This window comes from Streptomyces sp. NPDC026589 (assembly GCF_040638385.1).
Classification (GTDB): domain Bacteria; phylum Actinomycetota; class Actinomycetes; order Streptomycetales; family Streptomycetaceae; genus Streptomyces.
This window is the reverse complement of sequence record NZ_JBEZYG010000015.1, coordinates 75762-95897: the sequence shown is the minus strand read 5'-3', so window position 1 is coordinate 95897 and position 20136 is coordinate 75762. Positions and strand designations below refer to the sequence as shown.

The window sequence follows — 20136 nt, the reverse complement described above, 5'->3', positions numbered from 1 at the left end:
GGGACCCCGCAGGGCCTACGGAGCGGTCGGCAGGCCGTACGCGTCCGCGATCAGGTCGTAGCTGCGCAGCCGGGCCTCGCCGCCGTGCGCGTGGGCGGTGATCATCAGTTCGTCGGCGCCGGTCCGCTCGGCCAGGTCGTCGAGGCCACCGCGGACCTCGTCGGCGGTCCCGTGGATCACGTTGGCGAGCCAGCCGTCGACGAACTCCCGCTCCATCGGGGAGAAGTCGTACGCCGCCGCCGCCTCGGGGCTGGGAATCAGCCCCGGCCGGCCGGTGCGCAGCTGGACCATGGACAGGGCGCCGGTCAGCACCTGGCGGCGGGCCTCGCGCTCGTCGTCGGCGGCCAGCGCCGAGACCCCGATCGCGGCGTACGGGGCGTCCAGCACGGCGGAGGGCCGGAAGGACGCGCGGTACAGGTCGAGCGCGGGAATGGTGTTCTGCGCCGAGAAGTGGTGCGCGAAGGAGAACGGCAGCCCCAGCGTGCCGGCCAGCCGAGCGCTGAAGCCGGAGGAGCCCAGCAGCCAGACCGGCGGCCGGTGGGCGGACTGCACCCCGTCGGGGGCGGTCGCCTGGACCGGGCCCGGCACGGCGTGGATCCGGGCGTAGGGGTGCCCGTCGGGGAAGTCGTCGTCCAGGAACCGGATCAGCTCCATGAGCTGCTGCGGAAAGTCATCGGCCCCCTCGTTGAGCCGGTCGCTGCGGCGCAGGGCCGCCGCCGTCGCACCATCCGTGCCCGGGGCCCGGCCGAGGCCCAGGTCGACCCGGCCCGGGGCCATCGCCTCCAGGGTGCCGAACTGCTCGGCGATCACCAGCGGCGCGTGGTTGGGCAGCATCACCCCGCCGGAGCCGAGCCGGATGCGCTCGGTGTGGGCGGCGATGTGCGCCAGGATCACGGCCGGGGAGGACGAGGCGACCCCGGGCTGGGAGTGGTGTTCGGCGACCCAGAAGCGGTGGAAGCCGCGGCTCTCGGTGAGCTTCGCGATGTCCACGCTGGTGCGCAGGGCCTGGGTCGCGCTGCGGCCCTGCCCGACGGTGACCAGATCGAGGACGGACAGGGGAACGGGGGCCGTTCCGGCTGCGGCGCCCCGGATCCCGTCGGCGGCTGCCGGGCCGCCGCTCGCGCCCCCGGCCGCGTCACCCTTCGTGTCGCTGCGGGTCTCGTCGCCTCGGATCTCGTCCACGTGTCGGCCTCCCGGTACTGCTGTCGTACGGCTGCGTATCGGAGGGGTGCAACAGGAGGATGGCTCCGCATATTCCCGCGCATCACCCGGGCGCCGCGTCCCGACTGCCGGACGACCGGACGCCGGGGCTGTTCCCGCACCTCGGAGTCCTGACGACCGGACGACCCGACGCCGGGGCTACTCCCGCACCTCGATGCCCTTCGGCTCCAGCGACCTCAGCACCGGCTCACGGGTGGCGAACAGGGTGCCGAGCAAGGGGGCCCACGTCCGGCGGTCGGTGAGGCGCAGCCCCTCCCACACCGTGACCTGGTTCGCCGTGAGTACGGGCTTGCCGAGCAGTTCCTCCAGCTCGGGGACGTACGCGGCGGTGTGCAGGGAGGTGTCCGGGATCAGCACCACCTCGGCGTCCGGGTGGTCGGCCTCCCGCGCCAGCCCCTTCACCCGCTCCGGGACCCAGGACCCGGCCTCGGCCGAGGACGCGGCACCGCCGGACGCCGCGGCCACCACCTCGACGCCCGCCGACGCCAGGAACTCCGCGAAGAGCCCGGTGACGTCCTCGGGGTAGGGGGCGGCGACGGCGACCCGGCCGGCGCCCAGCTCGCGCAGCGCGTGGACGAAGCCGATCGAGGTGCTGGAGGCGGGCAGGCCCGCGCTCCGGGCGAGGGTGGCGACCTGCTCGTGGGCGCCCTCCCAGCCCTGCCCGAAGCTGCCGGCACTGGAGGCCCACAGCAGCGCCTCGGCCCCGGCGAGACGCAGTTCCTCGACGCCCTCGGCGATCCGGGCGGGGGCGCCCTGCTCGCGCAGCGCGTCGGCACGGTAGGCGTCCTCCCCCGTCCCGGTCGAGAACAGGGGCAGCCGGATGTCGGTGTCGAGCAGGATCTCGGTCCGTGGGTAGTCGTCCTCGGCGGCGTGGCCCGGGTAGAGAAGTCCTACGGTCGTCATGTCCACCCTTCCCGTACGTCGACGGCTCGCCGCACTGTGCGGCGGCCCCGCCAGGGGGTCGCTGCGGGCCCTCCGGACGCTCCGGCGGCCGTGACCGCGCGACCGGTCACTCGTGCCCCGACGTGTTCCCAGTATTCCCCCGGGCAAGCACCGGGGCGCGCGGCCGGGCCTCGTTGACGGCGGGGGAGCCTGCTGCGAGCGTGGGCGGATCCCGTACGTCCGTTCCGTCACGGAGGGCCGACCAGCGATGCCGGATCCCGTCCTGCTCGTCCTCGACGCCCCGCCCTCCCCGCGGCTCGGCCGGCTGATCGGCCGGGTGGACGTGCGGCACGCGGACGCCTCCTCGCTCGCCGGACTGCTCCCGGCCGCCGATGTCCTGCTCGTGTGGGACCTCGCGTCCGACGCGGTACGGCGGGCCTGGCCCGGACCGGGGGCCCGGCCGCGCTGGGTGCACACGGCGAGCGCGGGCGTGGACCGGGTGCTCTGCCCGGAGCTGGTGGCGTCCGACACCGTCCTCACCAACGCGCGGGGCGTCTTCGAGCGGCCGGTCGCGGAGTGCGTGGCGGGTCTGGTGCTGGCCTTCGCCACGGATCTCCCCGGCGTCCTGGAGTGCCGGCGGCAGCGGCGCCCGCACGAGCGGGAGGGGGAGCGGGTCGCCGGTTCGCGGGCGCTGGTCGTGGGCGCGGGACCGATCGGCCGGGAGGTCACCCGGCTGCTGCACGGCCTGGGGCTCACGGTGGCGCTGGTGGGGCGGACGGCCCGGCGCACGATCCACGGGGTGGCGGACCTGGACCGGCTGGCCGCGCGGGCGGACTGGGTGGTCGCGGCGGTCCCGCTCACGGAGTCGACGCGCGGGATGTTCGACAGCCGGTTCTTCGGGCTGCTCCAGCCGTCGGCGCGGTTCATCGGCGCGGGGCGCGCGGCGACGGTGGTCGAGGCCGACCTGGTGGACGCGCTGAACCGCCGCTGGCTCGCGGGGGCGGCGCTCAGCACCTTTCAGGAGGAGACACGGGCCCCCGGGAGCCCGTCGTGGGACGCCTCGGGGCTCGTCCTGACACCGGCCCTGGGCGGGAACACCGCGGGTTGGCGGGACCGGCTGGGCGAACAGTTCGTGGCGATGTACGAGCGGTGGTCACGGGGCGAACCGTTGCCGAACACAGTCGACAAGGGACGCGGTTACGTCCTCTCCCCGGACCTGCCCGACGGCTCGGACCCGCCCGACGCGTCAGACCCGCACGACGCCTCGGACCTACCCGACGCCTCCGGCCCACGCGTCAACGGGTCAGGGGCGCGGCCCGGGTGACGAACTCCTCGATCGCCTGCCTCGCCCCGGCGTCCAACGCGTCGTGCTCGGCCTGGTCCTGAGCGGTCGACACGTCCCGTGCGCACTGGTAGGCCTGTTCGGCGGCGAGGACCACTTCTTGGTCGTCGGTGAGCAGTTTGACCCGATACAGAACCTGTCGGGTGGCCGTCCGCAGGCGATGGGCCTCGTCGCGAGCCTCGATGAAGGCCTCTGCCACATGGCTCTGCCGCATGCGGTACCAGCGGCCCGCCTGACCGTGGCGATAGTCCTCCACCGCCGCGGCGAACGAGCTGTAGGTGGCGGTGCGCTCCTGCCGGAGCGCCTCCGACCGCGCGAACTGCTCACTGCGCGTGGCCGCGAGGCGCTGGAAGAGATGCGTGATCACGGCGCCCATGAGCGTGCCCCCGACCGCTACGACGCTTGTCCATATGACAACCATGGCGACAGCTGATCACAGAAGTGGCTGATGCGGAGTCATGAGTCTCGCGTGACGGGGGAACACGCCCCGCACACTCACGGTCGCGCTCCGCCTCCTTCGGGCACGGGAAGGTCACCTTCCGGCCACTGTTGGGTTACATGCCTCCGGCTTCCTGCATAGACGTACGGGATCGGGCAGGGGGTCACTCTGTCCGGACTGTTCGACCTCCAGGAGATTGCGAACCATGGCTGAATTCCCGAACCTGTCCCGCCGGGGTTTCCTCAACGGATCGGCGGCCGTGGGCGGCCTCCTCGTCGTTCCCGGCCTCCTCACCGCGTGCAGCAAGACCGACTCCGGCTCCGCGACGGGCGAGGGCGCCCTGGACAAGCTCCGCAAGCAGGGCTTCGTACGCGTGGCCTACGCGAACGAGGCCCCGTACGGGTATCTGGAGGGCAAGGAGCTCAAGGGCGAGGCCCCGACGCTGCACCGGGAGATCTTCAAGGCGCTCGGGGTGGACGAGCTGAAGCCGACGCTCTCCGAGTGGGACGGGCTGATCCCCGGACTCCAGGCCGGGAAGTACGACGTGGTCAGCGCGGGCATGGCCATCACCCCGGAGCGCTGCGGCAACGCGATCTTCTCCGAGCCGGAGTTCATCTCGCCGACCGCCCTGATGGTGAAGAAGGGCAACCCGAAGAAGATCACCGATCTGGCCTCCGCGAAGGAGGCGGGGATCACCGTCGGCGTGATGTCGGGTGCGGTCGAGGGCAGTTACGCCAAGGGCGCCGGCATCGCCGAGGACAAGATCAAGACGTTGCAGAAGCCGCAGGACGGGGCCGACGCCGTCAAGGGCGGCCGGGTCGACGCCTTCCTGCTCACCGGGATCTCGCTCCGCTGGCTGGCGAAGACCAACCCGGACACCGAGGTCACCGAGGCGTTCGTGCCGCAGCTGGACGGCAAGGAGCAGTTCTCCCCCGGCGGCGCGGTGTTCCGCAAGGGCAACGAGGACCTGCGGGACTCCTTCAACCGCGAGCTGAAGAAGATCGTGTCGGACCGCTCCCGCTATGTGCAGCTGCTGGAGCCGTACGGGTTCGGGGAGACGGAGATCCCGCCCGCCGACCTGAAGACCGCGGATCTGTGCAAGGGCTGACGGGGCGGACGCGCACGCATGAGTGACTTCTTCTCCCTCCTCGTCGAGGAGTTCCCCCGGGTCCGCTCGGGCCTGTGGGTGACGCTCCAGGCCACGGTCCTGGGCGCGCTGCTGGCCGGGGTGCTGGCCTTCGCGCTCGGGCTGATGGCGGGCAGCCGGCTGCTGTTGGCCCGGGGGGTCTCCCGGGTGGTCGTGGAGTTCTTCCGCGGCACCTCGCTCTACATCCAGCTGTTCTGGCTCTACTACGCGATGCCGCTGCTGACCGGCTACGAACTGACGCCGGTCGTCTGCGGTGTGGTCGCGTTCGGCCTCAACTTCGGTGCCTACGGGGCCGAAGTGGTGCGAGGCGCCGTCAACTCCGTACCGCGCGGGCAGTACGAGGCGGCGATCGCGCTCAACCTGAGCCCGTCCAGGCGGCTGTGGAAGGTGATCCTGCCGCAGGCCTGGGTGCAGATGATCCCGAGCTTCACCAACCTGCTGATCCAGCTGCTGAAGGCGACCCCGCTGCTGTGGCTGATCTCCGCCGCCGATCTGATGACGGTGATCCAGCAGCTGCGCGACCGTACCGGTGAGACCCTCACCGCCTATCTGACCCTGCTGGCCGCCTACTTCGTCCTGGCGTACGCGCTGACAATGCTGATGAATCTGCTGGAGCGGAGCGCCAAGCGGCGGCTCGGCCTGGACACCGGCGCGAAGAGCCTGTTCAAGAGCCGCAGCGCGTCCACGACCGCCGTGGGAGGTACCCGGTGAACGGCTTCGACTGGAACGCCGTCGGGGAGTCCCTGCCCCTCCTCCTGGAGGGGTTCAAGGTCACGCTGCTCGCCACGGTGCTCGGCACCCTGGTGGCGGCCGTGCTGGGACTGGTCGTCGCGATGGCCGGGCGCGCGCCCAGCAAGTTCGTGACGGTCCCGGTGCGGCTCGTCACGGAGTTCGTCCGCTCCACCCCGCTGCTGGTCCAACTGGTGGGGGCGGCCGCCCTGTTCAACACCGTGGAGCCGCTGTACATCGGCATCACCGTGCTGGGCGTCCACTACGCCGCGTACACCTCCGAGGTCTACCGGGCCGGGATCGACGGGGTGCCGAAGGGCCAGTGGGAGGCGTGCCGCGCGCTGTCGCTGTCGCCCCGGCGCACCTGGCAGGCCGTGATCCTGCCGCAGGCGGTGCGCAACGTGCTGCCCGCGCTCGGGAACTACGCGATCTCGATGTTCAAGGAGACGCCGTTCCTCGCCGTGATCACGGTGCAGGAGATGGTCTTCGAGGCCCGGAAGTACGGGGCCGAACAGTTCGCGTACACCGAGGTGTTCACCCTCGCCGGCCTGATCTTCCTGGTCGCGAGCTACCCCACGTCGCTGTTGATGAGAAAGCTGGAGAAGCGCCTTGGCCACTGAACCCCTCCCCCTGAAGAAGCCGGAGTCGCCGGGGCCGGTCGTAGCTCCCGAGGACGCCGCCCCGGCCGCCGCGCGCACGGGTGAGCCGCTGGTGCGGTTCGACAAGGTGGTGAAGCGCTACGGCGACCATGTGGTCCTGGACGAACTGGACTTCACCGTGGACCGCGGTGAGCACGTCACCCTGATCGGGCCCAGCGGCTCGGGCAAGACCACGATCCTGCGGCTGCTGATGACGCTGGAGAAGGTCAGTGACGGGGTGATCTGGGTCAACGGCTCGCCGCTGACCCACGTACGGGCCCCGGACGGTTCGCTGAAGCCTGCGGGCGAGAAGCAGCTGCGCGAGTCCCGGAAGAAGATCGGGATGGTCTTCCAGCAGTTCAACCTCTTCCCGAACATGAAGGTGATCGAGAACATCACCGAGGCCCCGGTCAGCGTGCTCGGCAAGAGCCGCGAGGAGGCCGAGGCGCGGGCCCGGGAGCTGCTGGACCTGGTCGGCCTCTCCGCCAAGGTCGACGCCCACCCCTCGCAGCTCTCCGGCGGCCAGCAGCAGCGGGTCGCCATCGCCCGCGCCCTGGCCATGGAGCCGGAGATCCTGCTCCTGGACGAGGTGACGTCGGCGCTCGACCCGGAGCTGGTGGCGGGCGTGCTGGAGCTGCTGGGGGACATCGCCCGGAACACCGACATCACCATGCTCTGCGTGACCCACGAGATGAACTTCGCCCGGGACGTCTCGGAGAAGGTGCTGATGTTCGACGCGGGACGGGTCGTGGAGGCCGGGTCCCCGGAAAAAATCTTCTCCGATCCGTCACACGAACGTACGCGCGAGTTCCTCAACGCGGTGCTGTGACCTCGCGGTTGAGACTCCGCCCATGACGGTGGCATATGCCAGACGGGTGCGCCCCAGCTGACAGCTCCGGGGCGCGCCCACTGGCTCGTCAACTGGGGCCCCGTACGGGGGTTTCGGCGGCTATCGTGGGGCGAAAGCTTGCGGTCACAACCTGGTAGGGGGCACCGTGGCGTTGAAGCCCGAGCCGACCGCGCCGTTCCACTCGGTGCAGTACGCCTTGCGCGTGCTCGAAACGGTCTCCCAGCACGGCAACGGCGTGACCGATGCCCAGATCTCCCGCGAGACGGGGCTGCCTGTCGGCCACCTCGCCTCCCTGCTCCTCACCCTGCGCCGCGAGGGTTACGTGGAGCAGATCAGCGACGGGGCGTACGTCATCGGCGCCTCGCTGCTGCTGCTCGGCTCCGGGGCGGCCCGCCGCCAGGCCCTGGAGGACCGCCTCCAGCACGTCCTGACCGAGCTGCGCGACTCCATCGGCGCCGCGGTCTATCTCAGCCGGTATGTCGACGGCGAGGTCAGTGTGGAGCAGGTCGCGGACGGGCCGCTGACTCCGGCGGTCAACGAGTGGGTGGACTTCCGCTCCTCCGCGCACGCCAGCGCGGTCGGCAAGTGCCTGTTGTCCCAGCTCGACCACGACGGGCGGCGCGACCACCTCTCCCGCCACCGGACCGCCCGGCTCACCTCCCGGACGATCACCAACGAGAAGATCCTCTTCTCCCAGTTGGACGCCCAGTCCGCCACGGTCCCGGTGCTGGATCTCCAGGAGTACGCGGTGGGCACCGTCTGCGCGGCCGTGCCGCTGACGGCCGGCTCCGCCGCGGGCTGCCTCGCGCTGTCCCTGCCGATCGAGGACGCGCACCGGCTGCGGGAGGCGGCAGACATCCTCAGCCGCCGGGCGGCGCCGGTTCTGCTGTCGTTGGCGCTGTAGCGGCCGGACCGGTGCGCGCCTGGCGGCCGGGGGCCGGTGCGCGCCGTAGCGGCCGGGGGCCGGTGCTCACGGGCGGTAGCGTCACCGCCATGTACGCACCGATTCCCGCGCTGAACCTCCTCAAGGAGTTCGAGGAAGGCGTCGACGACTCCTTCGCGCCCGGCTTCGAGCTGATCGCCTTCGGCGAGGACGACGGTGGCTACCCGCGGCTCTCCGACCGGATCCGCCCCTTCGCCCAGGCCACCGGCTCCGGCTCGACGTACGCGATCTGGCTGCTGGACGACCGCGCCGACCTCGCCACGCTGCCCGTGCTCCTCCTGGGGGACGAGGGAGGCGTCCATGTCGTCGCGCGCGATCTGCCCGAGCTGCTGCGCGTCCTCGCCTCCGGCTGGTCCCCGATGTGCGGCTGGGACGACGTGGACTACTACGACGAACGCGAGGAGGAGGGCGGGGAGGGCGGATACGACCCCTGCCCCGGGAACCCCGCGTTCCGGGCCTGGCTGCGCGAGCACTTCGGCCTGGAGGCCGCCGAGGACCCGAACGCGGTCGTCCGTGCGGCCGGGGCCGAGCTGGGGGACGCCTTCGCCGCCTGGATCGGCCCGCTGGTCCCGGACGCGGTCGCCGCCCGGGGGACGGCGTAGGGGGGCGCGGGGCGGCGGCCTCTCCCGGGGCCTCGGAGGGCGGGGCCACGAGGGGTGTCATCAGCACTCATCCGGACCGGGTATTATTTTCGAGTCAGCAGGCGCCGTTAGCTCAGTTGGTTAGAGCAGCTGACTCTTAATCAGCGGGTCCGGGGTTCGAGTCCCTGACGGCGCACGACACCCAGTGGGCGGTCTCCTTCACGGAGACCGCCCACTGTGCTGTCTCCCTGCTGTCTCCATGCTTTCTCCCTGGTCAGAGTGGTCTGCGGTGCTCGGCGTAGCGGGCGAGCAGGGCCTCCAGGCCCTCCGCGCCGAGCGGGGCGTACGAGCCGTCGCCGGCCGGGTCCCACCAGACCGGGTCGGTGCAGCGGAAGCCCTCGCGGCGGAGCACCACCCGGTGGATCTTGTTCGTCGCGGTGACCGGCATCCGGTCGAGGATCCGGACGAACCGGGGAGCCATCTTCGTCCCCAGGTCCGGCTGGGCGCGCAGGAAGGCGGCGAAGCCCGCCGGGTCGAAGGACGCGCCCGCCCGGAGGGCCAGGGCGGCCATCACCTGGTCGCCGGTGACCGGGTCCGGGACCGCGTAGACGGCGGTGGCGGCCGCCTCCTCCCAGCGGGCCAGGATGTGCTCGATCATCGCGGCGGCCAGGTTCTCGCTGTCGACGCGGAGCCGGTCGTCGGTGCGTCCGGCGAAGTAGAGGAAGCCGTCGGCGTCCCGGTAGAAGAGGTCCCCGGTCCAGTACCAGCCGTGGCGGGCCCGTTCCGCGTCCGCCTCCGGGTTGCGCCAGTAGCCCTCGAAGGGCGTCGGGCCCCGGTTGACCAGCTCGCCGATGGCCTCGTCCCCGTTGAGCAGCCGCCCGCCCGGGCCGAAGCGGGCCGGGGCCCGCTCCTCACCGTTCTCCGGGTCGACGACGGCCAGGTCGTCCGCGGCGGCGGCCCGGCCGATCGCGCCCGGCGGGGTGCCGGGGGTGCGCTGGATGGCGGCGCCGCCCTCGGAGGAGCCGTATCCCTCGACGAGCCGCACCCCGAACCGTTCCCGGAACCGGGCCGCGTCCACCGCCCCCGCCTCGGTGCCGAAGCCCAGGCGCAGCGGGTGGTCCCGGTCGTCGGGGCGCTCGGGGGTGGCGAGCAGGTACTGCACGGCCCGCCCGACGTAGGTGAAGTACGTCGCTCCGTAGGCGCGTACGTCGTCGAGGAAGGCGGAGGCGGAGAAGCGGGGGCGCAGCGCTATCGCGGCTCCGGCGGCCAGGGCGGGGGCCCAGTCGGCGAGGACCGCGTTGCCGTGGAACATCGGCATGCAGATGTAGTGGACGTCGTCCGACCGTACCCCGAAGTGTCCGGCGAGGGACGCGCCGGCCCCCGCGAGCCGGCCCTGGGTGCAGATCGCGGCCTTGGGCGCGCCGGTGGAGCCGGAGGTGAAGTAGAGGAGCATGCGGCTGTCGGCGCCGACCGGGGCGACGACGGCGTCGCCGGGCCGGGCGCCCGCGTAGGGGGCGAGCAGGGCGGCGTACGCCTCGGTGTCGGTGATCAGGACCCGTACCCCCGGCAGCTCCAGGCCGTCGAGGAGCGGCAGGTGGGCGCGCTCGGTGATCAGGACCGGGGCTTCGGTGTGCAGGATGTCGCGGGCCGGCTCGGGGCCGCGCCGGGTCGGGTTGATCCCCGCGACGGCGGCCCCGGCCAGGGCCGCCGCGCTGAGCCACAGCGGGAACTCGGGGGTGTTGTCCAGCAGTAGGCCGAGGTGCGGCTCACCGCCTCGCGGAAGAAGGTCCGCGAGGAGCGCCGCCCGTGCGGCGGCGCCCTCGACCACCTGGTGATGACTGAGCACGGTGGGGCCGTGCTTCAGGGCGGGCCGGTGGTCACCCCATTGACGTCGTACGAGCTCCGCGACGGTGCCGGTACCTCTCATGGCGCCGCACGATAACTGAAGGAGCGTCAGAACTTAACGTCGGAGCAGGCGTAGAACGCGTTGGGGGTGTCCGCGACGTTCCAGACGGCGAGAATGATGTGCTTGCCGTTCTTCTGCGTGGGGATCGTGCCCTGGTGGGTCAGGGTGGACGGCGGCTGCTTGTTGCCGTACGGCACGGTCATGAAGGGCTGCGATTCGAGCGCGGCCCGGGTGAGCGGCTTGGTGGAGTCCCAGCCGTCCTTGGTGATGTAGTAGCGGAAGTCGCTGGTGGAGTGGCGGGCGGTGAACTGCCAGCGGAAGCTGTAGCCCTGTCCGCCGGTGACCTGGGTGGCGGGCCAGTTGCCGCCACGCGGGTCGTCGAGCTGGGCGAACTGCCCGTTGCCACCGGCGCAGATCTTGCCGTCCGCCGGTCCTGCCGCCGGGAAGCCCTTGAGCCCCTCGACGCTCTGCGGCTCCCACTGGATGTTGCCGCAGCCGGTCACCGTGCCGTTGGCACAGAGTTTCTGACGGCTGATCGGGGAGTCCGTGTAGCCGTGGCTGCTGGCGCTCGTGGTCGCGAGCACCGAGACGCCCGCTATCGCCAGACCGATCACGGCCGCGCTTGCCTTTTTCCGCATGGGCTGTCGCTCCTCTAGAACGTGGGGGAGGTTCCATGAGCATTGCTCGACTGCTGCGCGCTTGGTGCGTGTACGTGGTGCTGTGCATGCGAGGTACTGCGGTCTAGACCAAGTCTTAGATTATTGACGCGACGTGAACATGTCCAGACCAATGAGGGTCATATTCCAGCGGGTCGACGAACTGCCCCGGCCCGCCACCCGCCCCTCTCCGACCTCGCACGGCCCTCCCCCGCGCCCTCAGGCCCCGTCTCCGCCCCCGCTGCGACCGGTGTAGAAGGCGACGGTCAAGTCTTTGACAAGCGCCTTGCGTTCGTAGTCGTCGAGGTCGACGATGCCGCGCGTGGTGAGCCGGTTGACGGTGTCGTCGACCGCGTCCACCACGGAAGTGAGCACGCTGTCCCGGTGCTTCGAGTCGATCGCGGCGATCCGCCGCCGCTGCATCGCCGCCGCGACCTCGGGGGCGTACTCGATGCCGGTCGGCTGCGCCGAGTACACCTCGACGCCCACGGGTTCGCAGTCCGCCTTCAGCATCCGGGTCAGGGCGTCGCCGACCGCCTCCGCGTCACGCAGGCTCGGGGCGTCCTCGTGGAACGCGTCGGCGGGCAGCTGCGAGAGGACCCGGGCCATCGCGGCCTCGACCTGCGCGCTCAGGTACGCCTCGTGGTCCTCGATGCCGAGGACGGCCCGGACCGTGTCCTCGATCCGCCACACCACGAGGACGACCACGCGCAACGCGGTGCCGTTCGCGTCGACGGCGGGCAGCGGCTCGCTGCGCCAGTGCCGCAGCCGTACGTCGACGCGGCGGCGCAGCAGCAGCGGTGAGACCCAGACGAGGCCGGTGCGCCGGACGCTGCCCCGGTAGTCGCCGAAGAGCGTCAGCACCCACGCGTACCCGACCCGGCCCCGGCCGAGCCCGCCGAGTGCGAGGAGCACCACGGTGGCGAGGACGGCGAGCAGGACCCAGGCGCCGAAGCCGATGCCGAGGTCGGTCCGGGGGGCGAGACCGACGGCCGCCTGCCAGGCGGCGGGCAGCGCGCCGCGCCACCACAGGACGGCCAGTCCGCCGGCGATTCCGGCCGCGCCGACGAGGAGGGCGGCGGAGCCGGGCAGGGCGGGGCCGGGCCGTTCGGCGAGGCGGGGGTCGGCGACCGGGGCGGGCCGGGTCGACGGCTGGACCCGCGTCCGCGACGAACGCGGCACGGGGGGCCGCCGGGTGGCGGGCGAGCGGTCGCCGGTGGCGGGGCGGCGGACGACGGCCGCGGGCAGCGACGCCGCGGCGCCCGGCTCGGCCGGCTCCTGGTCGTCGCGGAAGAGGAGGTGTACGGGGATGGAGGCGGTGGTCTCGTTGGCGATGACGGAGTGGCGGCGGCCGGGGTACGAGGGCGTCGCCGCGGCGGGGACGGGTGTCGCGGCGGCGGTCGGGGGCACGGGCAGGGGCACGGGCAGGGATACGGGCACGGAGAACGTGGCGGAGGCGGCCCGGTCGCCGGAGGCCAGGTCCAGGACGAGGTCCAGCTCGGTGTCGGGCCCCGGGTCGTCCACGGGTCCCCCGGCGGGGGCGTCCTGGGTCCCCCGTCCGACCGGGCCCGTCCGGGTGGGCCTCTTTTCGCCCTCGGGCTCGGCCCCGTAGGAGGGGTGCGGGGTCCACTCCGCCGAGGGTTCCGTCCTCAAACGCCGGACGGGCTTGAGATAGAGGTTCCCGTCGAGCGGCACGGGGTGCGCGGGGGTCGGGCGGTCCGGGGTGGTGGCCGGGGTCGGACGGTCGGGGTGCCGGTCCGAAGCGGGACGGTCCGAAGCCGGGCTGGCCGAGGCAGGCCGGTCGGAAGCGGGCCGGTCCGAAGCCGGCCGGTCCCAGGCAGGCCGGTCGGAAGCGGGCCGGCCCGAAGCCGGGCTGGCCGAGGCAGGCCGGTCCCAGGCAGGCCGGTCGGAAGCCGGCCGGTCCGAAGCCAGCCGATCCCAGGCAGGCCGGTCCGAAGCCGGCCGGCCCGAAGCCGGCCGGTCCCAGGCAGGCCGGTCCGAAGCCGGCCGGCCCGAAGCGGGCCGGTCCGAAGCCGGGCTGGCCGAGGCAGGCCGGTCCGAAGCGGGCCGGTCGGAAGCAGGCGGGTCGGAAGCCGGGCGGTCGGAAGCCGGGCGTTCCCAGGCAGGCCGGCCCGAAGCGGGCCCGTCCGAAGCAACCTCACCCGGGTGCCCGTCCGGGGTCGGGCGGTCCGGGGTCGGGCCGTCCGGGGTCGGGCCGTCCGGGGTCGGGCCGAGGTGCAGGCTCACGTTCGGGGGTTCCGCGGCCGTCCGGGGCGGCGTGGGCGGGGTCTTGTCCGTTTCCGGCGGCGGGGACTTCTCCCCGATGGGGCGGAAGAGCGGCGGCGGAAGCCTGTCGCCCGACGGCAGAACACCGCCACCCCCCGACGGCGGCGGAAGCTCGCCGTCCGGCGGCAGGACGCTGCCGCCCTCCGACAGCGGGGCGCTGGCACCGGCCGACGGGGCGGCGTCCCCGCCCACCCGGCCGAACAGCGGAGACGGAAGCTCACCCGCCGGGGGCCGGGGGCCCCCACCCACGCGGTCGGACAGCGGAGGCGGCGGCCCGGCGTCCAGGGGCGGCGCAGGGTCGGCCTCCGGCGGAAGGGCCTGGTCGGCGGCCGGACCGAAGAGCGGGGGCGGGGAGCCCTCGCCCGGTGGGGCGAAGAGGGACGGCGGGAGTTGGTCGTCCAGGGGGTGGGGGGTGAGGCTGGTCCGGGGAGTCTGGTCGTCGTTGGGGGTCACCGGTTACCGCTTCCTTTCCGTCACGTCCGTCACGCGAAGAGCCGGCGCCAGGTCTCCGGCCCCGGATAGCCGTCGGCCGCCCCGCCACGCCAGCCCTGGGCCCGCTGGAACGCCTCGACGTTGCGGCGGTCGGCCTCGGTCCAGCGCGGGTCGGGGCCCGACACGTAGTGCTTGCCGTATCCCTTCTTCACCAACTGTTCGCCGAGCCGGTCGACATGGCTGTTGGACTGACCCGGCTTGAAATAGCCGCGCCCGGGGAACGCGACGGCGGTATTCGGGCTGCCGCCCGCGCCGGGGGCCGGAATGTCCCGTCCGCCGCCGGTGGCCAGCAGGCGCCAGGTGTGCGGGCCCGGGAGACCGTCCGCCTCCTCGCCCTGCCAGCCCTGCGCCCGCTGGAACGCCTGGGTCGCCCGCCGGTCGGCCGCGCTCCACACGGGCCCGGGTCCGACCGCGTAGAAACGCTTGCCGCCCCGCTCGACCAACATCCGCCCGAGCCGGGTCACGTACGCGTTGTCGACGCCGGGGCCGAACCGCTCGGCCCCGGGGAAGGCGGTGGACGATCCGGAGCCGGACGATCCACCCGCAACCCCCTTGTACCGGTACGCCACGTAACGGTCGGAGTTGTTCCAGTACGCCAGGGGCGTCGACTGTTTCCGCGTCCGCGGGCGCGCCTGCTCGTAGGCGACGTAGTGGGTGCGCGTGGCGTCGGTCCAGCCGCCGAAGATCGTGACGTGCGAGCCCTGGGAGGGGTCGGCCGGGTTGTGGAAGAGGAGGATGTCGCCGGGCTGGAGGTCGGCGCGGGCGATCCGGGTCCCGTAGGCGGCGAGGCTGCCGGTCCACTCGTTGCTGCCGAGGTTCCAGGCCATCGAGACATAGCCCGAACAGTCCTGGCGGTAGCCGTCCGACCAGTACTTCTCCATGCTGTACGGGACCTTCGCGCCCACCCACCGCTTGGCCCGGTCGATGATCTCGGCCCGGGTCGTCTTCGGTGCGGCCGATCCGGCGGACGGTGGGCCCGAGGCGCCGGTGCCCCGCAGCGGCCCCTGCTCACCCTGCGGGGTCGAGGGTTCGGGGTCGGCTCCCCCGTCGGCGCGCGGGGGCCCGGGGACCTGCCCGGCCGCGGCCGCACCCGCGGCTCCGCAGGAGAGCACCACCCCGGCGGCCGTGGCCAGCACCAGGGCGCGGCGCGCGCCGTGCGCGGCGGGGTGTCCGCCGCGCCGCACCGGCAGGGCCCTCGCGGCGGAGCGCCGTCGCACGGCGCACCCCGCGCATCCGCAGTCGGCAGCGGGTTCGTACTCCTCGAAGACCGGCACACTCATGCGATTCCCCTCCGCACTCGTCATTCGTCAAGATCTTTGGGCGCAGCCGCAACGGGCGTCAGTGTCTCAACTCTCCTGACATATCGCATTTTGACGGAACAAAGGAAAAAAACGACTATCTGACGGGGCGTGGCGGCCGATAAATGGTTCGGAGCACCCCTGGGAGTCGGGTAGAGTTCTCCAGGTCAGCAGGCGCCGTTAGCTCAGTTGGTTAGAGCAGCTGACTCTTAATCAGCGGGTCCGGGGTTCGAGTCCCTGACGGCGCACGCACAGTCAAAGCCCCCTCACGTTCAGTGAGGGGGCTTTGATCATTCCCCGTCCGGCATCCGGTGACACCCGACGCCCGCGCGCACACACAGCTACGCACCGAACTCCGGACCGTCGCGGAGCGGTGACAGAGCGGCGGCGGAGCGGCGGCGACGGAGGAGCGAGCGCCGGTCTCCACTTCGTCACACCCCCTCCACAAGGTGTGGTCAAATCGTGCGCATGGCCGACAAACAGCATGTTTCACGCTTGCGGTCCTGTTCGGTCTCGGACAATCTGTCTGAAGACCGTCAGGTCCAAAGCGGCTGCTGATCCGTACAGTTGGCGCAGCAGATTGTGACGTTCCGGTTGTCTGCGCCGCGGGGTGGGGTCCCACTCAAGGGCGGACGCCGAGGGGGCATCATGCAACCGGAAGGCTGCCGTTCCATGTCTGTGGTGACGGTGGTCTGCCACCGTGTGCGTGCCCGGTGAAGAGCGGGGCCCACCGCGCACGAAGAGAGAGACCGAACAGGCACGCATCAGCATGCGTGCGGGGGGATGTACCCATGACGTCGACGCCGCCAGGCGACCGGCAGGAGAACGACGCTTCCCGGACGACGCAGCTCCGGATACCCGCGGGGCTGCGGACCGGCGCGGCGCGGCGGCGTGCCAAGAAAGAGCTGCCGCGCTACGACTACGAGCACTACAGCCGGCTCGCCGGACCGCTGACGCAGCCCCCCGCGGGCAAGCCGTACAAGGTCCAGTACCGCTCGCTCATATCGCAGGAGCCGCACCGGGTGCGCGCGGCGCTCCTGCTCGGCGCGGCTCCCCTCGTCTCGCTCGGCCTCTTCGCCTGGCTGATGCAGCCCAGCCACTGGACGGACCGCGATCCGAACCTGGACAACGACCTCCTGCTGGTCCTCGACATCGTCATGCTGGTCTCGATCGGTCTGATCGAGCTGTTCCGCACGATGAACGTCCTGTCGAACGCGCACGCCACGCTCGTCGCCCGCGACCCGGTCCCGGTGATCCCGGAGTCCGGCACCAAGGTCGCCTTCCTCACCTCCTTCGTCCCCGGCAAGGAACCGCTGGCCATGGTGACGAAGACCCTGGAAGCGGCCGTGCGGATCCGCCATCGCGGTCTGATGCACGTGTGGCTGCTGGACGAGGGCGACGACCCGGCGGTCAAGGAGGTCTGCGCCCGGCTCGGCGTGCACCACTTCTCCCGCAAGGGCGTGGCGCACTGGAACCAGGCCAAGGGCCCGCACCGTGCCAAGACCAAGCACGGCAACTACAACGCCTGGCTGGACGCGCACGGCGGCGACTACGACTTCTTCGCCTCGGTCGACACCGACCACATCCCGATGGCGAACTACCTGGAGCGGATGCTCGGCTACTTCCGCGACCCGGACGTCGGCTTCGTCATCGGCCCGCAGGTCTACGGCAACTACGACACCTTCGTCACCAAGGCCGCCGAGTCGCAGCAGTTCCTCTTCCACGCCCTGATCCAGCGCGCGGGCAACCGCTACGGCTCGCCCATGTTCGTCGGCACCAGCAACGCGGTCCGCATCTCGGCGCTCAAGCAGATCGGCGGCCTGTACGACTCGATCACCGAGGACATGGCCACCGGCTTCGAGATCCACCGCCACCGCAACCCGGCCACGGGCAGGAAGTGGCGCTCGGTCTACACCCCGGATGTGCTGGCCGTCGGCGAGGGCCCGACCGCGTGGACGGACTTCTTCACCCAGCAGCTGCGCTGGTCCCGGGGCACCTACGAGACGATCATCGGGCAGTTCTGGAAGGGCTTCGGGACCATGCCGCCCGGCAAGCTCTTCAACTACACGATGATGATCATCTTCTATCCGATGTCGGCCATGAACTGGATCCTCGCGGCCCTCAGTTGCGCGCTGTTCCTCGGCATGGGCGCCTCGGGCGTCCAGATCGACCCGACGATCTGGATGATGCTGTACGGCAACGCGTCCGCGCTCCAGATCGGCCTGTACATCTGGAACCGCCGCCACAACGTCTCGCCGCACGAGCCCGAGGGCTCCGGCGGCCTGGCCGGCATGGCGATGTCCGCGCTCTCCGCGCCGATCTACGCCCGCTCGCTGATGGACGCGGTGCTGCGCCGCAAGAGCTCGTTCGTGGTGACCCCCAAGGGCGACTCGTCCAGCCCGGACACCCTGTTCGGCACCTTCCGCATCCACCTGTTCTTCATCGTCGTGTTCGCCGCGTCGATCATCTCCTCGTTCTTCCTGGGCCACAGCCACCCCGCGATGGTCACCTGGGCCACGCTGGCGCTGCTGATCACCGCGGCGCCGATCATCGGCTGGCGGCACACGATCCGCGCGGAGAAGAAGAAGCGCCGGGCGGGCGGATCCCACCGCAGCGGAGGGCCGGCCCCGGAGCCCCGCCCCGCACCCCTGCCCGAGGCGCCGGGCAACGACCAGACCATGCAGATCGCCCAGATCGCCCTTGGGGGACGTAAGAAATGAAGTACCGTCCGAGCCGCCGTACCCGCCGCCTGGCGATCAGTACGGCGGTGGTTCTCGCGCTCGCGGGGGCGAACGGGCCGTGGCTGTACCGCTTCAGCACCGAGCGCTACCACGAGTACAAGATCAACCAGCCGGAGTACAAGGCGGCCAACGGCCACTGGGACTTTTTGGACATCCCCTCCGAGCACCGGATCAACACGATCCACGCCGCGCTGCTGCACACCGGCAAGGTGCTGCTCGTCGCGGGCTCCGGGAACAACCAGAAGAACTTCGACGCGAAGAGCTTCCGCTCGGTGCTGTGGGACCCGAAGACGAACGTCTTCAAGGACATCCCCACGCCCGAGGACATGTTCTGCGCCGGGCACACCCAGCTGCCCGACGGCAAGCTCCTCATAGCCGGCGGCACCAAGCGCTACGAGAAGCTCCAGGGCGACGTCACCAAGGCCGGCGGCCTGATGATCGTCCACAACGAGAACCCGGACAAGCCGATCACCCTGCCCGCGGGCACCCGGTTCACCGGCAAGGAGAACGGCAAGACGTACGTCTCCAAGGACCCGGTACTGGTGGAGAAGGCGAAGAAGGTCTTCGACAAGCAGACCGGCGCGTTCCTGCGCAACGATCCCGGGCTCGGCCGGATCTACGTCGAGGCGCAGAAGACCGGCAAGCAGTACGAGACCGGCACCGAGGACAACTACCGGGTGGCGGGCCTGTCCGGCTCGGACACCCGCAACGTCTACGGCATCGCGCAGAAGCTGGCCCTGGACAAGAAGGACTTCCAGGGGATCAAGGACGCCTTCGAGTTCGATCCGGTCGCGGAGAAGTACATACCCGTCGACCCGATGAACGAGGCCCGCTGGTACCCGACACTGACGACGCTGGAGGACGGCAAGGTCCTCGCGCTGTCGGGTCTTGACGAGATCGGGCAGATCGTCCCCGGCAAGGACGAGATCTACGACCCGGAGACCAAGGAGTGGGAGTACACCGGCATCGTCCGGAAGTTCCCCACCTATCCGGCGATCTTCCTGCTGAACGACGGCAAGCTCTTCTACTCCGGCTCCAACGCCGGGTACGGTCCGGCGGACGTGGGCCGTGACCCGGGCGTCTGGGACCTGTCGACGAACAAGTTCAAGAAGATCCCCGGGTTGAGCGACCCGGACCAGATGGAGACCTCGGCGACCGTGCGGCTGCCCCCGGCCCAGGACGAGAAGTTCATGGTGATCGGCGGCGGCGGGGTCGGCGAGTCTGAGAAGTCCAGCGAGAAGTCCCGGCTGGTCGACCTCCAGAAGAAGAACCCGGAGTTCACCGACGGGGCGTCCCTCTCCGAGGGCACCCGCTATCCCAGCGCCTCACTGCTGCCCGACGACTCCCTGCTGGTCACCGGCGGCTCCAGCGACTACCGGGGGCGCGGCGGCTCGGACGTGCTCCAGGCCCGGCTCTACGACGCGAAGACCGACACGTACGTAAAGGTGGCGGACCCCGCGGTCGGCCGGAACTACCACTCGGGCTCCCTGCTGCTGCCGGACGGCCGGGTCATGATCTTCGGCTCCGACTCGCTCTACTCCGACAAGGCCAACACCCGGCCCGGCGTCTTCGAGCAGCGCATCGAGATCTACACCCCGCCCTACCTCTACCGGGACTCCAAGCCGGAGCTGACGGCCGGGCCCAAGAAGATCGAACGCGGCGGTACGGGCCTCTTCACCACCCAGCACGCCTCGAAGATCACCTCGGCGAAGCTGATGCGGCCCTCCGCGGTCACCCATGTCACCGACACCGACCAGCGCACCATCGCGCTGGAGATGGAGAAGTCGGAGGACGGGGTCACCGTCACCGTGCCGGAGAACCGGGCGCTGGTGCCGTCCGGTTGGTACATGCTGTTCGTCACCGACGACCAGGGCACTCCGTCGGAGGGCATGTGGGTGGAGGTGCCCGAGTAGGGGCGGCCGCGCACATGGCGGGGCCGTGTCCGGGAGGAGCTGTTCCTCTGTTCCTCCCGGACACGGCCTTCG

At 71.5% G+C, this 20136-nt stretch carries 16 protein-coding genes and 2 tRNA genes; 11 read left to right on the top strand and 7 right to left on the bottom strand.

What is annotated here, in order from left to right; all coding sequences use genetic code 11:
* Positions 1-15: 15 nt before the first annotated feature.
* Both AB0F29_RS25320 and AB0F29_RS25315 read right to left on the bottom strand, forming a co-directional pair.
* The gene (locus tag AB0F29_RS25320; RefSeq protein WP_361876020.1) at positions 16-1182 is read right to left on the bottom strand and encodes an LLM class flavin-dependent oxidoreductase; all 1167 of its coding nucleotides are present in this window, start codon (positions 1180-1182) and stop codon (positions 16-18) included.
* 177 nt (positions 1183-1359) lie between these two features.
* Positions 1360-2124, bottom strand: coding sequence for a decarboxylase (locus AB0F29_RS25315; RefSeq protein WP_361876018.1), 765 nt, complete (start codon positions 2122-2124; stop codon positions 1360-1362).
* A gap of 247 nt (positions 2125-2371) precedes the next feature.
* Here AB0F29_RS25315 and AB0F29_RS25310 point away from each other — a divergent pair, with 247 nt between their 5' ends.
* Positions 2372-3427 (top strand): D-2-hydroxyacid dehydrogenase, encoded by a 1056-nt coding sequence (locus AB0F29_RS25310; protein ID WP_361876016.1) that lies wholly within the window; start codon positions 2372-2374, stop codon positions 3425-3427.
* Here the strand turns inward: AB0F29_RS25310 and AB0F29_RS25305 are convergent.
* Positions 3399-3866 (bottom strand): hypothetical protein, encoded by a 468-nt coding sequence (locus AB0F29_RS25305; protein ID WP_361876013.1) that lies wholly within the window; start codon positions 3864-3866, stop codon positions 3399-3401. The genes AB0F29_RS25310 and AB0F29_RS25305 overlap by 29 nt on opposite strands.
* 223 nt (positions 3867-4089) lie before the next feature.
* Between AB0F29_RS25305 and ehuB the strand changes: the two genes are divergently transcribed.
* The 7 genes from ehuB (at position 4090) to AB0F29_RS25270 (ending at position 8968) form a co-directional block, all read left to right on the top strand.
* Positions 4090-4992 carry an ectoine/hydroxyectoine ABC transporter substrate-binding protein EhuB gene (gene ehuB / locus AB0F29_RS25300; protein ID WP_361876010.1) on the top strand — a complete coding sequence of 301 codons (903 nt, stop codon included), beginning with the start codon at positions 4090-4092 and terminating at the stop codon, positions 4990-4992.
* An 18-nt stretch (positions 4993-5010) separates the two neighbouring features.
* Positions 5011-5742 (top strand): ectoine/hydroxyectoine ABC transporter permease subunit EhuC, encoded by a 732-nt coding sequence (gene ehuC / locus AB0F29_RS25295; protein ID WP_361876007.1) that lies wholly within the window; start codon positions 5011-5013, stop codon positions 5740-5742.
* A complete protein-coding gene (gene ehuD, locus AB0F29_RS25290; RefSeq protein WP_018958571.1) occupies positions 5739-6380 on the top strand; it encodes an ectoine/hydroxyectoine ABC transporter permease subunit EhuD in 642 nt (213 codons plus the stop codon). The genes ehuC and ehuD overlap by 4 nt, the downstream gene beginning before the upstream one ends.
* Positions 6370-7227 carry an ectoine/hydroxyectoine ABC transporter ATP-binding protein EhuA gene (gene ehuA, locus AB0F29_RS25285; protein WP_361876003.1) on the top strand — a complete coding sequence of 286 codons (858 nt, stop codon included), beginning with the start codon at positions 6370-6372 and terminating at the stop codon, positions 7225-7227. Before ehuD ends, ehuA begins: the two co-directional genes overlap by 11 nt.
* Positions 7228-7393: 166 nt before the next feature.
* The gene (locus AB0F29_RS25280; RefSeq protein ID WP_361876000.1) at positions 7394-8152 is read left to right on the top strand and encodes an IclR family transcriptional regulator C-terminal domain-containing protein; all 759 of its coding nucleotides are present in this window, start codon (positions 7394-7396) and stop codon (positions 8150-8152) included.
* Positions 8153-8241: 89 nt separating this feature from the next.
* A complete protein-coding gene (locus AB0F29_RS25275) occupies positions 8242-8793 on the top strand; it encodes a hypothetical protein (protein WP_361875997.1) in 552 nt (183 codons plus the stop codon).
* Positions 8794-8894: 101 nt separating this feature from the next.
* Positions 8895-8968: transfer RNA gene (locus AB0F29_RS25270), tRNA-Lys, on the top strand.
* Between the two features lie 78 nt (positions 8969-9046).
* On the opposite strand, the gene AB0F29_RS25265 is transcribed toward AB0F29_RS25270, so the two are convergent.
* From AB0F29_RS25265 to AB0F29_RS25250, 4 genes are all read right to left on the bottom strand, one after another.
* Positions 9047-10699, bottom strand: a complete 1653-nt coding sequence (locus tag AB0F29_RS25265) for an AMP-binding protein (RefSeq protein WP_361875994.1) — start codon at positions 10697-10699, stop codon at positions 9047-9049.
* Between the two features lie 26 nt (positions 10700-10725).
* Positions 10726-11316 (bottom strand): lytic polysaccharide monooxygenase, encoded by a 591-nt coding sequence (locus tag AB0F29_RS25260; RefSeq protein WP_026290621.1) that lies wholly within the window; start codon positions 11314-11316, stop codon positions 10726-10728.
* Positions 11317-11553: 237 nt separating this feature from the next.
* Positions 11554-13701 carry an SPFH domain-containing protein gene (locus AB0F29_RS25255; RefSeq protein WP_361876375.1) on the bottom strand — a complete coding sequence of 716 codons (2148 nt, stop codon included), beginning with the start codon at positions 13699-13701 and terminating at the stop codon, positions 11554-11556.
* A 401-nt stretch (positions 13702-14102) separates the two neighbouring features.
* A complete protein-coding gene (locus AB0F29_RS25250) occupies positions 14103-15392 on the bottom strand; it encodes a peptidoglycan-binding protein (RefSeq protein WP_361875990.1) in 1290 nt (429 codons plus the stop codon).
* A gap of 192 nt (positions 15393-15584) precedes the next feature.
* Here AB0F29_RS25250 and AB0F29_RS25245 point away from each other — a divergent pair.
* From AB0F29_RS25245 to AB0F29_RS25235, 3 genes are all read left to right on the top strand, one after another.
* A tRNA-Lys gene (locus AB0F29_RS25245) sits at positions 15585-15658 on the top strand.
* A gap of 543 nt (positions 15659-16201) precedes the next feature.
* On the top strand, positions 16202-18130 hold the full coding sequence (locus tag AB0F29_RS25240; RefSeq protein WP_361875987.1) for a glycosyltransferase family 2 protein: 1929 nt from the start codon (positions 16202-16204) through the stop codon (positions 18128-18130).
* Positions 18127-20064 carry a kelch motif-containing protein gene (locus tag AB0F29_RS25235; protein WP_361875984.1) on the top strand — a complete coding sequence of 646 codons (1938 nt, stop codon included), beginning with the start codon at positions 18127-18129 and terminating at the stop codon, positions 20062-20064. Before AB0F29_RS25240 ends, AB0F29_RS25235 begins: the two co-directional genes overlap by 4 nt.
* Positions 20065-20136 lie beyond the last annotated feature (72 nt).

What these genes read in the sequence shown, in the direction of transcription:
- AB0F29_RS25315 (WP_361876018.1), bottom strand. Translation starts at nt 2,124, where the DNA reads ATGACGACCGTAGGACTTCTCTACCCGGGCCACGCCGCCGAGGACGAC.
- AB0F29_RS25310 (WP_361876016.1), top strand. Translation starts at nt 2,372, where the DNA reads ATGCCGGATCCCGTCCTGCTCGTCCTCGACGCCCCGCCCTCCCCGCGG.
- AB0F29_RS25305 (WP_361876013.1), bottom strand. Translation starts at nt 3,866, where the DNA reads ATGGTTGTCATATGGACAAGCGTCGTAGCGGTCGGGGGCACGCTCATG.
- ehuB (WP_361876010.1), top strand. Translation starts at nt 4,090, where the DNA reads ATGGCTGAATTCCCGAACCTGTCCCGCCGGGGTTTCCTCAACGGATCG.
- ehuC (WP_361876007.1), top strand. Translation starts at nt 5,011, where the DNA reads ATGAGTGACTTCTTCTCCCTCCTCGTCGAGGAGTTCCCCCGGGTCCGC.
- AB0F29_RS25275 (WP_361875997.1), top strand. Translation starts at nt 8,242, where the DNA reads ATGTACGCACCGATTCCCGCGCTGAACCTCCTCAAGGAGTTCGAGGAA.
- AB0F29_RS25265 (WP_361875994.1), bottom strand. Translation starts at nt 10,699, where the DNA reads ATGAGAGGTACCGGCACCGTCGCGGAGCTCGTACGACGTCAATGGGGT.
- AB0F29_RS25260 (WP_026290621.1), bottom strand. Translation starts at nt 11,316, where the DNA reads ATGCGGAAAAAGGCAAGCGCGGCCGTGATCGGTCTGGCGATAGCGGGC.
- AB0F29_RS25250 (WP_361875990.1), bottom strand. Translation starts at nt 15,392, where the DNA reads ATGAGTGTGCCGGTCTTCGAGGAGTACGAACCCGCTGCCGACTGCGGA.
- AB0F29_RS25240 (WP_361875987.1), top strand. Translation starts at nt 16,202, where the DNA reads ATGACGTCGACGCCGCCAGGCGACCGGCAGGAGAACGACGCTTCCCGG.
- AB0F29_RS25235 (WP_361875984.1), top strand. Translation starts at nt 18,127, where the DNA reads ATGAAGTACCGTCCGAGCCGCCGTACCCGCCGCCTGGCGATCAGTACG.